The sequence below is a fragment of the Mycoplasma sp. 527 genome (assembly GCF_053851595.1).
Genome location: NZ_JBSQAY010000001.1, coordinates 20,599 through 35,235, shown reverse-complemented (window position 1 = coordinate 35,235; position 14,637 = coordinate 20,599). Strand labels below are relative to the sequence as shown.

The following is a 14,637-nucleotide window of genomic DNA, read 5'->3' as shown; positions in this document are numbered from 1 at the left end:
ATCTTTCCTTTCATTATTCTAATGATTTTATCTTGTTTAATTTTCCCAAAACAGAGTTATCAATCAAGTACTCATCTACTTTTATTCTTATTCCACCGATTAAATCAGGGTCTATATGATTAGTTAAAGTAACTTTTGCATTTAGATCAGATGAAATCTTTTTTTCAAGGTTTTTCATCTTATCAGTACTTAATGGTTTAACTGAATATACATAACCATACTTAATATTTAATTTTTCATTTGCTAATTCAATAAAGCGATGAAATATAATATCCATATATTTAACAATATGTTTTCTGGTTGCTAATTTAATAATATTTAATATATATGGATGGTATGAATCAAAAGCCTCACTAATTAACATAAACTTTTTTTCTTCCGTTATATCAAAAGAATTTAAGATTTTTAAATAATCTTTATTTTGTTTCAAAACCTTAATAATGTCAGCAGTCTGATTAGTAATTTCCTGAAGTTGATCAGACCCATTAGCTAAATCATATAAGGCAAATGATCAATTATTAATTACTTCATTTAATTCAGTCATATCTATTTCTTAATAACCTCATTAATCATTTTGACATTATCGGCATCTTTTATTTCACGGCCAATAATTTTTTTAGCAATTTCAACAGCATTTTCCATAATAATTTTCTTTTGCTCTTTACTGAATTCAACACGCTTTTTATTAATCAAAATTTCTGCTTGTTCTAACATCATTTCAGCTTTTTTCTTCGCAATAGCTGAACCACTATTTACAATTCTTTCACTTTCAGCTTTTGCATTATTGATAATAGTTCTTGCCTGATTAGTAGCCTCAATTATTTTTAAATCATGTTCTTCTTGTATTTTTAGTGCTTCATCTTTTGCTTTGATTGAAGCATCAATATTACTTTGAATTAATTCTTGACGCTTTTTAACCATTTTCTTAATTGGTTTGTATACCAAAAAAGTAATAATAATGGTTATTAGCATTAACACAATTAAAGAAAAAACAAATAGAGGCCAATTAAATGTTAAGCCAGAGAAGGTTTTTTCTAATTCTTCACTAACTCCCCCTTTACCTTCAGGGGCTTTCATAAGATAAGTTAATACTCTCATATAAATCAAAAAATAATTTAACTATACAAAGATTAATAATAAAGCAATAACTAAACAATAAATTGATGCAGTTTCAACAATAGCCAAACCTAAAATTAATAAAGTACGAACTTTAGATAAAGCTTCTGGGTTTCTACCAACAGCTTCACAGGCTTTAGCAACGGCCATACCTTGACCAATCGAAACAAATCCAGCTCCAAAGATTGCTAACCCGGCACCTAACATTGTTAAACCGTATGCAAAGGGGTAATTTTGACCGCTAGCATCACCGGCTTTACTTGGGTCAAATCTATTAATAACATCTGAAATTTTATCTAATTTATCAATCATTTTTTTCTCCTATATTTTTAAAAATATTTTAATTACTTTCTTGAATTAATTGTTTATTAGCGATAATTTTACTTTTTCAATCTCTAATTTTTTTCTTATGTTTTTCCTTAACGTCTTCCTCAGCTGCTTGCGCCCAATATGACATTGTCAACACTACAAAAACAAATGCTTGAATAATACCATCAAATAAATCAAAATAAAGATTAAATGCCGGCAATACCACAACACCAAATGGATTGAATGTCGAAGCTTCAGCCCTAACATCAAGACCAATAATTTTTGCTCATATATTGTTTAAGAAAATTGTTGCCAATGAAACAAGAACAACTCCCCCAATGATATTTCCATATACCCGGAAAGTCATAGAAACAATTGGTGAGAAATTTGAAGCAAATTCTAATGGATTTAGCAATTTAATAATATGCTTAATTTTGTTATAAGCTATCCCAACACCAGCCGTTCCTAATCAAGACACCACTGTGGCAGCTAAAACCGCAGATAAACTCGAGCCAACCGGAGCAAAACCAACTAATGATAATATGTTTCCAAAGAACATAAACACAAATAATGATATTAAGTATGGATTTGCTTTATCAAACTTCGATTCATGTGTATCACTAAAGAAATTATCTCCGCCGATAATAGCTGTTTCAACTAGGATTAAAGCAGCATTAGGTGCCTTGTCAACTTTTTGTCGTTTTACTGCTACATAAATTAAAACTGACAAAATAAGAACAATAAAAACTAAGGATATTAATGAAAATATTTGATTACTATTAATTTCTGTCGAACCAAATCAATTAATTTTTAGTAATTTATCCATTTAGCTCCTTTCTTTTATTAACCATAGTAACAACGGCCCACACTATTGAAAAAATGGACAATAGAATATAAGGTGCTGTCATTGTGATTGTATTAAATGGAAAAAAAGCAGCATTTAAACCGGGATAGTCTTTGTGAAGGTAAGTATTAATATAAATAAAAATAGCAAATATTGCTCCATTAAAAATATTCAATGCAAAAAATATAAGAACAGAAATAAGCATCCTTATTTTATAATGTTTTTTGCCTTGAACATTAATACTATTTTTCACAATTTTTAGGATCACATATACTGATAATAAAAATAATAAAAAACTAACTATACCCACTAAATACCCTAACAATAACGAGTAGTCAAAAAATGACATTGATGAAAATATTAACAACAACGCAACATTTAATGTAGTATAAGTTATTCAAATTTTTTTTCCATGTGTTTTATTCATGCTCAAGTGGTTATTTTTATATTTTAATAACCTAATGTAAAATTATATTACTTTTGAATTTTTTGTTTTTATAAATATATTCACAAAATAATGCCAAAAAATATACATCCTTAAAACCTAAAATCAAATATGAAAAAATAGTTTTTTAGCACTTTATTTAGCACTTTAAGCAATAGAGTGCTAAATTATGTTATAATTAATATATATTTAAATTAAGGAGGTCGAAATATGCATGCATCATGAACACCTGCAGAGGATAACAAAGAAGATAAAGACCCATTATTAAAATATGGCCGCAATCTTACTGAACTGGCTTTGGAAGGAAAACTAGAACCAGTTATAAATCGCGACGAAGAAATAAGATCATTAGTAAGAATCTTATCTCGCAAAACAAAAAATAACCCAGTTTTAATTGGGGAACCAGGCGTTGGAAAAACAGCAATTGTTGAAGGATTAGCTAAAAAAATCATTGATAACCAAGTGCCTGAAAATTTAAAAAATAAAAAAGTATACGAGCTTAACATTTCATCTATTGTTGCAGGAACACAATTTCGAGGTCAATTTGAGGAAAGAATTGAAGCTATTTTAAAAAGAATTAAAGATTCTAATGGCGAAATTATTCTTTTTATTGATGAAATTCATATGATCGTCGGAGCTGGTGGAACAGGCGATAGTAGTATGGATATAGGTAACATGTTAAAACCAATGATGGCAAGAGGACAATTACACCTAATTGGCGCTACCACTCTCGACGAATACAGAAAACACATTGAAAAAGATTCTGCTCTCGAGAGAAGAATGCAAAAGATTTTTATTAATGAACCAACTATTGAGGACACCATTACCATTTTAAGAGGAATCAAAGAACGACTTGAAACTTTTCATGAGGTAAAAATCAAGGATGAGGCCCTAGTAGCCGCAGCAAACCTATCGGCCAGATATATCCAAGATCGTTTTCTACCTGATAAGGCAATAGACCTAGTAGATGAAGCCTCAGCATCTATTAAAACAGAAATGAAATATATTCCCGAGCCAATTGAAAAACTAAATTATGAAATAACTAAACTGGAGATCGAAAAGGCAGCAATAAAAAACTCTGTTGGTAAAGAAAATAACAACAATAATGACCGCATAAAACAAATAAATGAACATCTAACAAAAATCAAGGCAGAGCATAAAAAGCTGTCTAGCCAATGAGAAGAAGAAAAAAATTTAATTGCTAAACTATCCTCACTAAAAGACAATATTGAAGATTTAAAAAGACAGCTAAACACATTACAAAATGAAGGCAAATACCTTGAAGCTTCAAAAGTTATGTATGTTTTATTACCAGAACTTGAAGATTCAAAAAAAGAAGTTGAAAACAAACTAACCAATTTGCCAAATCGTTTAATAAGAGAAACAATTGATGAGGAAGAAATTGCTGAGGTTGTAAGCAAATGAACTAAAATACCGGTAACAAAATTGCTTGAAAAGCAAAAAAATAAACTTCTTAAATTAAGTGAAAATCTTGCATTAAGGGTTAAGGGGCAAATAAATGCTATCAACCTAGTTTCCGAAGCTATCAAAAGAGCTAAAGCTAATATTAATGATCCTAATCGACCTATTGGTTCATTTCTATTTCTAGGGCCAACAGGTGTAGGAAAGACAGAACTTGCTAAAGCATTAGCATTCAATCTATTTGACAATGAAAACAATATTATTCGTTTAGATATGTCTGAATATATGGAAAAACATAGCATATCAAAACTAATCGGTTCACCCCCAGGATATATTGGATATGATGATAATGGTGGTCAATTAACAGAAAAGGTAAGACAAAACCCTTATTCAATAGTTTTATTTGATGAAATTGAAAAAGCTCATGCTGATGTTCTAAATATTCTTTTGCAAATATTGGATGACGGGATACTAAGCGACAATAAAGGTCGAAAAATAAATTTTCGAAACACAATAATTATAATGACCTCAAACATTGGGTCAGAACAAATTATGACAAAAATGCCTAGCAAGGATGAAATTATAAAAATCTTGTTAACTAAGTTTAAGCCGGAATTTATTAACCGTATTGATGAAATTGTTCCATTCAATAAATTGAGTAACTCAGTCACAAAAGAAATTGTTGATTTAGAATTAAAAAAACTAGCCAACCGTATCTCGATAAATATTAAATCTGAGTTGCAATACGATCAAGGAGTTATCGAGTATATTGCAGATAAGTCATATAACACAGCTTTTGGTGCTAGAGTTATTAGAAGATTTATTCAAAACAATATCGAAAATAAACTTGCAGATTTTATATTACGCAACTCAATAGAAGAAGATTCGATTATTTATCTATCAATTGTAAACAATGAAATTAAAATAGAAATAGATCATGAAGGTAATTAAAAAAATACAAGGCAATTAGCCTTGTATTTTTATATGGTACATCCTGTGGGGATCGAACCCACGACCCAGGGATTAAGAGTCCCTTGCTCTACCTGCTGAGCTAAGGATGCATTTAAAATAATACCTAATAAATTATAAACAAATATCTTTGATGATATTAAAAAAAATAATTATTTATTGCAAATAAATGTAAGACTTTTCAGGAATGCAATAAATTAAACCAATTTTATTAATATTTCGCAAGACATAAAATACTATGAAATAATTAAAAAAGTCTATTAAAAGATTAAGTTTTAATATAAAAAGCAATATAAATCATGTTTATATAATCCGAGCCTTCAATATAATATAAAAACCTACAAAATTTAGTAAAATTTTTTAGTTATATACTGATATATTTTAAGGAGTTTACTATGCTAGATGTTTGTGGGATAAGCAAAATCTTTCCAGATAAAAAATTATTTACCAATATCAATCTGAAATTCTTGCCTGGAAATGTGTATGGAATAATTGGGGCTAATGGTGTAGGAAAATCTACTTTTCTAAAAATTTTAAGTGGCGAGATCGAGGCAACTGAGGGTCAAATTATTAAAGAAAAAAATGCTCGTATGAGTGTTTTGAGCCAAAACCAGGATGAATTTAATGATTTTAATGTTACCGATGTTGTAATCATGGGCAATAAGGAACTTTATCAAATAAATATTGAAAAGAATAAAATTTATGAAAACCCTGAGGCTACAATGGAAGATTATGAAAAGGCAAGCCACTTAGAACAACTTTTTGGAGAAATGGGCGGATGAAACGCTGAAAATGATGCCCAAACTCTTCTTTCAAATTTAGGTATTGAACCTGAAAAATGAAATATGCAAATGTCTAATCTTAAAGCAAACGAGAAAGTTAAAGTTTTATTAGCAAAAGCCCTATTTGGAAATCCAGACATCTTGATCATGGACGAACCAACTAATAGATTAGATTTAAAGACTATAAAGTGATTAGAAAACTTCTTAATGGATTATCCAAATATTGTCATTGTTGTTAGTCATGATAGCGACTTTTTAGATGCAATATGTACCCATATCATTGATATCGACTATTCAGAAGCGAAGTTATTTGTTGGTAATTATTCATTTTGAAAGCAATCGAGTCAATTATTAGTTGAAATGCAACAAAAAACCAATCTAAAAAAAGAAGAGCAAGCACAAAAGTTGCGTGAATTCATTGCCAGATTTTCTGCCAATGCTTCAAAATCCAAACAAGCAACAAGCCGGAAAAAATTATTAGAAAAAATTGTAATTGATGAACTAAAACCTTCATCAAGAAAGTATCCATATATTAAATTTGAACTAAATAGATTGCCCGGAAAACAAATTTTAAATGTTCATAATTTAACATATAAAAATGAAAATGGAGACACACTATTTGAAAATGTAACTTTTTCCTTAAAACCTGGTGATAAAATGGTTATCGTAGGTAATGATGATATTGCTAAAACCAGATTCCTTGAAATATTAATGAATAGAAGAAAGCCAACCTCCGGGACTGTTGAATGAGGTATAACTATTTCTCCTAACTATTTTCCCTCAAATAATCAAGAATATTTTAATGAATCAGAAAGCATTATTGATTGATTAAGTAAATGGCCATTAAATAACACTACACAAGAAACAAAAGATAACAGTGATGCTAGAATGAGGGCATTTCTGGGAAGAATGTTATTTTCTAATGATAGTGTTTTTAAAAACGTCCAAGTAACAAGCGGGGGAGAAAAGGTTAGGTTAATGATGTCTAAATTGATGCTAGAAGAAAGCAACTTTTTAATTTTTGATCAACCTCTTGATCACTTAGATTCGGAGTCAATTGATAGCTTAATTGAAGGCGTTAAATCATATAAGAGCTCATGCATTTTTACAACCTATAATCGTGCTATGATTAAAGAATGCGCGAATGTTATTCTTGAAATAAAACCAAAATCAAGTTTCTTATTTTATGGAAATCTCGATGAATATGAAGAAGCTATGGGATATTAATTAATAAAATCCGGAAATTAGTTTCCGGATTTTTAAATTTAGCTAATTGCTTCAATCTATCTCAAAATAGTCATATTTTTTTTCTCTTGACTTCTTTTCTAAAACCAAAAATGTTATTTTGTCTTCAAGTTCAAATTTGGTATTTTTTCTTAATGAATGACCTTTTTTTGACTCAATCCAACTTGAAAGTGTTTGATTCTTTTCCTTATCGGTTAATTGATAATCGAGATATTCATAAAGCTCCAATTGTTTTCATAGAACCTTCATTAAGACAGAACCCTTAGCTTCGCATCTTTCAAGACTAATTTCGTAGATTTGTTCATCATTGTCATATTCATCATATATTTCGCCAACAACTTCTTCAAGAATATCCTCGATAGTAATAATACCTATTGGTTTATCATCACTGTTAGTTTCGGTAACGAAGGCCATTTGTGCGCGCGATTGTCTCAACTTTTCAAGTGCTGATGATAAGATTGAGTTAGCAGAAACTTTAGGAACAGTTTTAATATAATTTAAAATATTTCCTTTTTTAAGAAAAAATATATCCTTAAGCAACAATATGCCAATTAAATTACCATCTTTTTCAACTGGTATTCGTGAATAATTAGTTTCTCTAAACATTTTTAGTGCTTCTTGCATAGTAGCCTTAGAACTGATAAAATCCACATTTTTCATTTTAATATAATGCTGTGAAACCTTAGTTGAATCAAGATCTAAGACATTTTGGGCCATTGCAGATTCTTTAAATTCCAAAACACCCTCATCATGTGCAATATTTAATAAGTTTTTAACATCTTCCTCAGTATTGGTAATATAAATCTTCTTTCCAATTTTAGAAATAGGATATGTTATGGGAATAAATATTCAATATAACATTTCAATAAACCAATAAAATGATTTAACGGTTTTTTCTGGATAGCGCTTTGCAACCAATTTTGGCAATATTTCAGCAAATAAAACAATAATTGGTGTCATTACAATTGTTGAAATAATTGATGCCAAGCCTGCCTTAGGAGCTCCAAAGGCTTGTGTTAAAAGATAAACTAATAATGTTGAAGAACCAATATTTACCAGATTATTAGCAATCAGAATGGTTCCAAGTGTTCTATTAAAGAAATTGTGCTGTTTTAGAATTATTTTATATCTTTTTTGATTCTTTTCAATCATTGTCTCGATTTTGGCCTTGGTTAAAGAAGTATATGCTGTTTCAGTTGCGGAAAAAATTCCAGAACAAACGAGCAATATGGCTAGTAAAATTATTAATAAAGCGTAATGTCAAGGTTCGAGGTCCATCTAAATGTCTCCATACAAAAATTTAAAATATAACTATAATTAGTATTATATAATAGCAAAAATAATTATTATTTATATTTAAATATTTTATAATGTTATATTATGTTTAAATTTGAAGATGTTAGTATAGTGCAATTACCTAAAAAAATATTACGAGAAAAATCAAAAGATGTAGAAATTCCCTTATCACAAGAAAATATTGATTTGATTGAAAAAATGATTTTTCATGTCAGCGATAGTCAAAAACAAAATACAAAATTTAGACCAGCTGTCGGTGTCGCAGCTATTCAATATGGAATACCAAAAAACATATTTTATATTCTGATAGTTGATAATAATAACAATGTGATTTTTAATGATGCCATAATAAACCCAAAACTTATTGGTCACTCAGAGCATAAAATTGCCTTATCAGAAGGTGAAGGATGCCTAAGTGTTAGCGAAGATTGACCAAATCAGGAAGGCTTAGTCCCTAGATATGCAAGAGTTATTTTTGATGGATATTCATATATGGAAAAGAAATACAAAAGATTTGAAGCAAGTGGCTATAGCGCAATCGTATTTCAGCATGAATTTGACCATTTACAAGGTGGATTATTTATAGATAGAATAAATAAAAAGAGTCCATGAGCAAAAGATAAAGATTTGCAAGTTTTGTAATAGAAAAATAGGTTAGATAATAACCTATTTTTCTTATTAACCTTTTTCAAAAAATAATGGAACATCAAACTCTATTTCCTTTTGGTTATTGCCATAGTTAGGTTCGATATAAATGCCATATTGAGAATGGTATCTACCTAGTTTCTCTTTATTTGTAGATAAGGTAATAATTCTACCCTTAAATTTTATTCGTGTTGATGTTTTTCAATCTTCATTATCAAAACCCTCAATTTTTATTGGAGATGTAAATAAAATAGGGGAATAAAAATTATTAGTTTCTGTTACAAAGTTAGATACAACCGTCATTTGTTCAATGCCGTTATTTATCTTATGTGGTTCGCCAAAAGCTCAAGAATAATCAATTAATTTTGATGAGTCATTTTTAATAGAAGAAAATTTATCATTAAAGTCTTGTATAAATTTTCTAAATTCCGCTTTATATCTATTAATTTTTTCATTAGAAAATTTATCTTTTACATCAATAGGTAAAAGCAACTTATAAGCGACCTTATTCCTAATTGATTCAATAAATTTACTATCAAATTGGTCTTGTTTTTTCTTTATTGTTTCTTCATTGAATTGTTTTGTTTTTAATGTTGTATAAATAGGAAAATTTCTAATAACAAATTCAGTATTTGTCCCTTCTTGATGTTTAAAAACAAGATCAACAAACAATGTATTTTTAGATAATGTATCAATTACAAAATTTTCAAATTCAATTTTCCATTTAACATTAGAATTTTTATTTTCAAAAATTGCATATTCACTTATTTCTTTTTGAACATTTTTTTTAAACAAAAGACTAATATTATCGGAATCACTATTATTAATAATTTTAGCCATGACACTTTCTGGAGTGCCATCAATTTTTATATCGTTGTTTATTTTTATATTAACATCTTTGTTTTTATTATTATTTGAATTAAATGAGTATTTTTTAACACTATTAAACCAATAAATAAGTGCTTTTTTAGGTTTTGTAAGTTGTATACTAACTGTTGCAATAATAACAGAAGAAAGCAAACCACCTGAAAGTGATCAAAATAATATTTTTCTTATCCTCTTTGCTTTCGTTAGACGTTGAGCAACTTTTTTATGTTTTAATTGGTCTTCAAAGCTAACATCCTTGTCAATCGAATCAACCCAATCAAATTCCAAATCTTTGTTATCTTTTTTCATTAATCCCCAAATTCAAATTCCGTTGTTTTTTCATCAGTATCAACTAAACCAAACTCATCAATTATATTATCCGGTGTATTCTCTATCTTTTTAAAATCAACCTGTTTTTCCTGATCTGCTCTAACATTAGTTTCTTTTAATTCTTCAAATTCAAAATCATTTTCTTCAACACTAGATAATCCTAATAATTCAATATTATTAAACTCATCCGTCTCATTGTTTATCTTGTTGGAATTTATTTTAAAATCATTAATTTCAGTTTTTGAGATAGTTTCATCATTTTCTTGATCAATTATATAGGTATCATCTTCCGAAAAATCAGATGATAAATTATTTAATGAAACTTCACTATCTTCGAATTCTTCATGTGTATTTTCATTTAAATTCATAATAACATCGGAAGAATAATCTTCATTATCCTGAGCAACTTCCAAATCATCTTGCTTAAATTGCTCTACCTTAAAATCATCAGTAAGAGAATCAATATCATCTGTCTCATCTAGATGAATTTCCAAATAATTATTTTGTTCTTCGAATTCATCAATTTCAACCGCTATTTGATTATGATTATCCATTTCTGCGACATAAAAATCATCGACGTCATCAATATGATCATTGTTTTTTGCTGTTTCATCACCTGTTTTTATATTGTTTTCTTTCAAGCTAACAATATTATTATCTTTTAGTTTAGTTTCTATATTCATATCTTCTTCTCCAGATTGAGGAATAAAATTAACTTCTTTATATTCTTTTAATTCATACATATTATTTTTTTGTAATTCTATAATAGCTTGATTTTCTACTTGTTGTTGTGATATCAATGCTTCTAAATATGCAAATATCTTATTTTTAATAATTGGCCATTCAATTTCAGAAATAGTAATAATTGGATATTCCTTAGATTCAAGAAACTTAATATTGTCTCTAAAAATAAGATATTTACGATAATCATTCTTATATAAAAAATTATCTAAAATAAATCCTTGAATAAGCTTGTTGTTAAGCTTATTAATTAAAACAATATCGATGGTTTTAGTTCCAACAGAGTAATCTGTTTCAAATTGAAGGTTTTTGTCATCAATAAAATTGCGAAGTTCATCTAGTACATCAACCTTAAATTTAATATCTTCGGGCAATGAAATAATTTTAGTAGCCAAAAAATCTTCAACCTCATCTAAATAATTTTTTTGCTCATCAATTGATAAGTCAAGAAATTTTAATCATTCCTTAAATACTATCATGTCAGCTGTTGATCGATCTGTAATTTCAATATCATCGGCATAAATCGATTTAACAACAAAGACCTTTTCTTTAGCGCGTGATATTGCCACATTAAGAGCATTTTTCCCGCCTTTTCTTGCAACGTATGTGTTATATAAAGCAGTATTTTTATCATACACAACTGACATAATAACCAAATCAGCTTCATCGCCTTGGATATTTTCAATATTTTTCAAAACAACTTTTTCACTATTTAGAGCATCTTCTAATTCTGGATCATTTCCGAATATTCTATTAAATAGATATTCTTGTTGTTTAACATTAAAAACTAAAATGATTATTTTGTTATATTTTTCAAGATTTTGCTTGCATAATTCAATAACCTTTTCACCCTCAGCAACATTCATGCTATTATCCCAAGTTCCATCAACTTGAAAAACCTCAATTGCTTTTTCATTAGAAACTGATAGTTCATAGTTATCAATAACATCAAGTTTTGATTCATAAAAATGCTTTGATGAAAAAGTCATTAATGTCGCCTTTTTAGAACGGTAATTTTTATCTAATAGCAGCGAATAAACACCTCTTGCCCTAGCATAATCTAGCAACGATTCAATATTGCCAAAGTCATCTTCTTCATCAAAACTATATGTCGCAGAGAATCATCTTGTGGGTTGCATTTGTTGGCTATCACCGGCAAGAATTTTTCGCTTTGCTAAATATAAAATTGGAATGCCCTTTTCAATAAACATTTGCGATGATTCATCAAGAATAGCAAAATCAAATTCCTGTTTAGATCACATCGACAAATCAAGTTCAGGAGTAGTGATAATTATTGGAAATAATATCTTAATCATCTCCTTATGTTTGTGAAAAAACTTGTAAGGCTTTAAATGGCCAGTTCTTATAGCCATAGCAAAAGAAGTATATTGCATTTTTTGCTCATCACTAAAATTGGTCATCCGATCAAATGTTTTTTCAAGAAGCATCTTAACAATATTTTTATCATCATTTAAATAATTGGTTTTTTTGTTGAGAATTTTTTTATATTGTTTTTCAAAGTTAGTAATTTCTTCAAATGAAACAAGATTTACATATTTAAGCGCCTCATCAATATCAATAGTCATTAAACTTTGATCATTCGATATTATTTCCGCCATGTTTTTAATTATTTTAGGAATAATACTAAAAATAGTGCATTTCTTATTAAAATTTTTTTCATATAGTCTTTTTATAATCAACTTCTTATCACTAAATTCGCAACATTGATTATATTTAAGATTATGATTCATTTTTTTAAGGTTTTCATATGTTTGTACACTAAAATTACCATTCATTACCGCGCTATAAAAATTAATGATATTATCTATATTTTTAGTTTGCTTAATTAAATTTACATTATCAACATAACTTTCATCTTCATCACTAAAAACACTAAGACCTTCTTCGGCATTTGAATTTTCATAATTTTCTAACAAATGAATAAATTCACGCAATGGCTTGTAAAAATTCTCAGGTCTCAGATTTTTATCATTTAATGCAAATAAGCAAAAAATAGAAAGCTTTTTTAGCCTGCTACGTAAAACGTCTAATGCCGCTTTCTTTTGGCTTACAACTAAGGCGGTGTAGCCTCTTGTCATAATATTAGTTATTAAATTAGAAATAGTTTGTGATTTCCCTGTCCCAGGAGGACCTCAAATAATTGTATCCTGATATAGTGACGAGATTGTTGCAACATCCTGAGAAAAATTAGTTTCTTGAATTTTAAAAAGCTTAAATTTGTTATCAAAAATTACTCTATTAACCTTTTCACGATATAAATTCTTATTAAAATTTGGATTTAAAATCTCATCGAACTCATCATTTTCAATAATTTTTTTCATTTGATTTCACAAATATCCTGACGAAACATTATAAAAACCAAGAACTATTCCGGGATAAAATTCTATTGAGCTATTTTCAATATTTTCAATTGTTAAATTTTTAATACCTTCTTTCAAAGTTAAGGGCATATTGAAGAGTGGTTTTCAAGCATTTTTAAAACTTTCAAATACTTCACGAATTGATAGGTTATTAAAATCAAATGAGTCAACATTGAGCGAAAAGCCTTCTTGATTCAAGAACGTGACTAGCTTGCTATTGACTCTTATGTCAGAACTAGAACTTAAGGTGACTAATGAATTTTTAACTTCAACTAATATCTCTTTAAAAAATAATGGAGCATAAATTGTTTTATTTTCTGTTTTTATTGATATATAGAAAAAGCCTATATGCAAAGGCCAAATATTGGTTTCAATATTGATATTTTGTGCTTTATTTAAAATTTTCTTTCACTTAACAACTGATTTTTGAAACTCTGTTTCCTGACTAGCAACAATAATGGCTTTTGCTTTTTCGAAATTTGTACCAAGCATCTTAAATAAATTTTCTGGAATTCGTTTATTATAGTCTTCAAAAATAGCAATTACTTCATTCTTATTTTTAGCTTCATAAACCTTTGTTGCAATCATCCGATTTGCAATATCAGAAATCGTGCAATTTATATTAAAATTATTGTATATATGATCAAAAGTTTCTTCACCGAAATTTTTTAACACATCAAAATATTTTTCGTTATCAATTGAACTGTACAATGAAGAATCAAAGGTATCAATATTTAGCAGATTAGCCATTAACATTTGATATTTGGTATTGTTATTCATTTTAATTTACCTCATTAATTAAGTGCTCTATGTGTTTGGCTACATTACCAACTACAAAAGAAATAGTTTTACTTTGAATTGCAACTCCGGTTATACCATCAAGATTTTTTAATTGCGGTATAGCAATCTTGGTCTTATCAAGAAAATTAATTTTTAAAATTTTTTGTGTAGCTGATACCGATTTAATATTTTCTTTTCCACCTAATAGCGAAACAAATACATCAAAATTAAAACTTAATTTAGTTTCCTTTGAGAGATAATTCTTGGGTTTGGTTTGTCTAAATCTTTTCTTTCAATAAATTAAAATAAATCCAAAAGTAACTATGATTAAAAAGATATATAAAAATTTGTTTTTTGGGTTCATATTAACACCTTTTTCACTTAAAAATTTCTACTTTTAAATTATATTTTAATTTAAAATTAATATCAAAAAAACATTTAATTAATAGTAATTTTCAACAAAGA

12 protein-coding genes and 1 tRNA gene are annotated in these 14,637 nt (G+C 28.1%); 3 read left to right on the top strand and 10 right to left on the bottom strand.

Features of this window, described 5'->3' with window-relative positions; all coding sequences use genetic code 4:
- Positions 1-13: 13 nt before the first annotated feature.
- Genes ACWXVQ_RS00180 through ACWXVQ_RS00160 form a run of 5 tightly spaced genes read right to left on the bottom strand, consistent with a single transcriptional unit; the run spans position 14 to position 2,696 of the window.
- A complete protein-coding gene (locus ACWXVQ_RS00180; RefSeq protein ID WP_438340704.1) occupies positions 14-544 on the bottom strand; it encodes a F0F1 ATP synthase subunit delta in 531 nt (176 codons plus the stop codon).
- 2 nt (positions 545-546) lie between these two features.
- Complete coding sequence (locus tag ACWXVQ_RS00175) at positions 547-1,077, bottom strand: F0F1 ATP synthase subunit B family protein (protein WP_438340703.1); 531 nt, start codon at positions 1,075-1,077, stop codon at positions 547-549.
- A 42-nt stretch (positions 1,078-1,119) separates the two neighbouring features.
- A complete protein-coding gene (gene atpE / locus ACWXVQ_RS00170; protein WP_438340702.1) occupies positions 1,120-1,428 on the bottom strand; it encodes an ATP synthase F0 subunit C in 309 nt (102 codons plus the stop codon).
- 28 nt (positions 1,429-1,456) lie between these two features.
- Entirely contained in the window at positions 1,457-2,251 is a 795-nt protein-coding gene (locus ACWXVQ_RS00165; RefSeq protein ID WP_456013137.1) for a F0F1 ATP synthase subunit A, read from the bottom strand.
- On the bottom strand, positions 2,244-2,696 hold the full coding sequence (locus ACWXVQ_RS00160) for a hypothetical protein (RefSeq protein WP_438340700.1): 453 nt from the start codon (positions 2,694-2,696) through the stop codon (positions 2,244-2,246). The genes ACWXVQ_RS00165 and ACWXVQ_RS00160 overlap by 8 nt, the downstream gene beginning before the upstream one ends.
- 228 nt (positions 2,697-2,924) lie before the next feature.
- Between ACWXVQ_RS00160 and ACWXVQ_RS00155 the strand changes: the two genes are divergently transcribed.
- The gene (locus ACWXVQ_RS00155) at positions 2,925-5,087 is read left to right on the top strand and encodes an ATP-dependent Clp protease ATP-binding subunit (RefSeq protein ID WP_455966059.1); all 2,163 of its coding nucleotides are present in this window, start codon (positions 2,925-2,927) and stop codon (positions 5,085-5,087) included.
- 34 nt (positions 5,088-5,121) lie between these two features.
- Here the strand turns inward: ACWXVQ_RS00155 and ACWXVQ_RS00150 are convergent.
- Positions 5,122-5,197 (bottom strand) — tRNA-Lys (locus tag ACWXVQ_RS00150).
- Positions 5,198-5,500: 303 nt separating this feature from the next.
- Between ACWXVQ_RS00150 and ACWXVQ_RS00145 the strand changes: the two genes are divergently transcribed.
- Positions 5,501-7,114: an ABC-F family ATP-binding cassette domain-containing protein gene (locus ACWXVQ_RS00145; RefSeq protein WP_444705050.1), complete on the top strand. Its 1,614-nt coding sequence runs from the start codon at positions 5,501-5,503 to the stop codon at positions 7,112-7,114.
- A gap of 42 nt (positions 7,115-7,156) precedes the next feature.
- Here ACWXVQ_RS00145 and ACWXVQ_RS00140 read toward each other — a convergent pair whose 3' ends face one another.
- Complete coding sequence (locus ACWXVQ_RS00140) at positions 7,157-8,410, bottom strand: CNNM domain-containing protein (protein WP_438340697.1); 1,254 nt, start codon at positions 8,408-8,410, stop codon at positions 7,157-7,159.
- 102 nt (positions 8,411-8,512) lie between these two features.
- On the opposite strand from ACWXVQ_RS00140, the gene def reads away from it, so the two are divergent.
- Positions 8,513-9,070 carry a peptide deformylase gene (def, locus tag ACWXVQ_RS00135; protein WP_438340696.1) on the top strand — a complete coding sequence of 186 codons (558 nt, stop codon included), beginning with the start codon at positions 8,513-8,515 and terminating at the stop codon, positions 9,068-9,070.
- 36 nt (positions 9,071-9,106) lie between these two features.
- Here def and ACWXVQ_RS00130 read toward each other — a convergent pair whose 3' ends face one another.
- The 3 genes from ACWXVQ_RS00130 to ACWXVQ_RS00120 are packed head-to-tail and all read right to left on the bottom strand — an operon-like array spanning position 9,107 to position 14,536.
- Complete coding sequence (locus ACWXVQ_RS00130) at positions 9,107-10,249, bottom strand: hypothetical protein (RefSeq protein WP_456013136.1); 1,143 nt, start codon at positions 10,247-10,249, stop codon at positions 9,107-9,109.
- A complete protein-coding gene (locus ACWXVQ_RS00125; RefSeq protein ID WP_456013134.1) occupies positions 10,249-14,172 on the bottom strand; it encodes an AAA domain-containing protein in 3,924 nt (1,307 codons plus the stop codon). Before ACWXVQ_RS00125 ends, ACWXVQ_RS00130 begins: the two co-directional genes overlap by 1 nt.
- Before the next feature lies 1 nt (position 14,173).
- A complete protein-coding gene (locus ACWXVQ_RS00120; RefSeq protein WP_456012103.1) occupies positions 14,174-14,536 on the bottom strand; it encodes a hypothetical protein in 363 nt (120 codons plus the stop codon).
- Positions 14,537-14,637 lie beyond the last annotated feature (101 nt).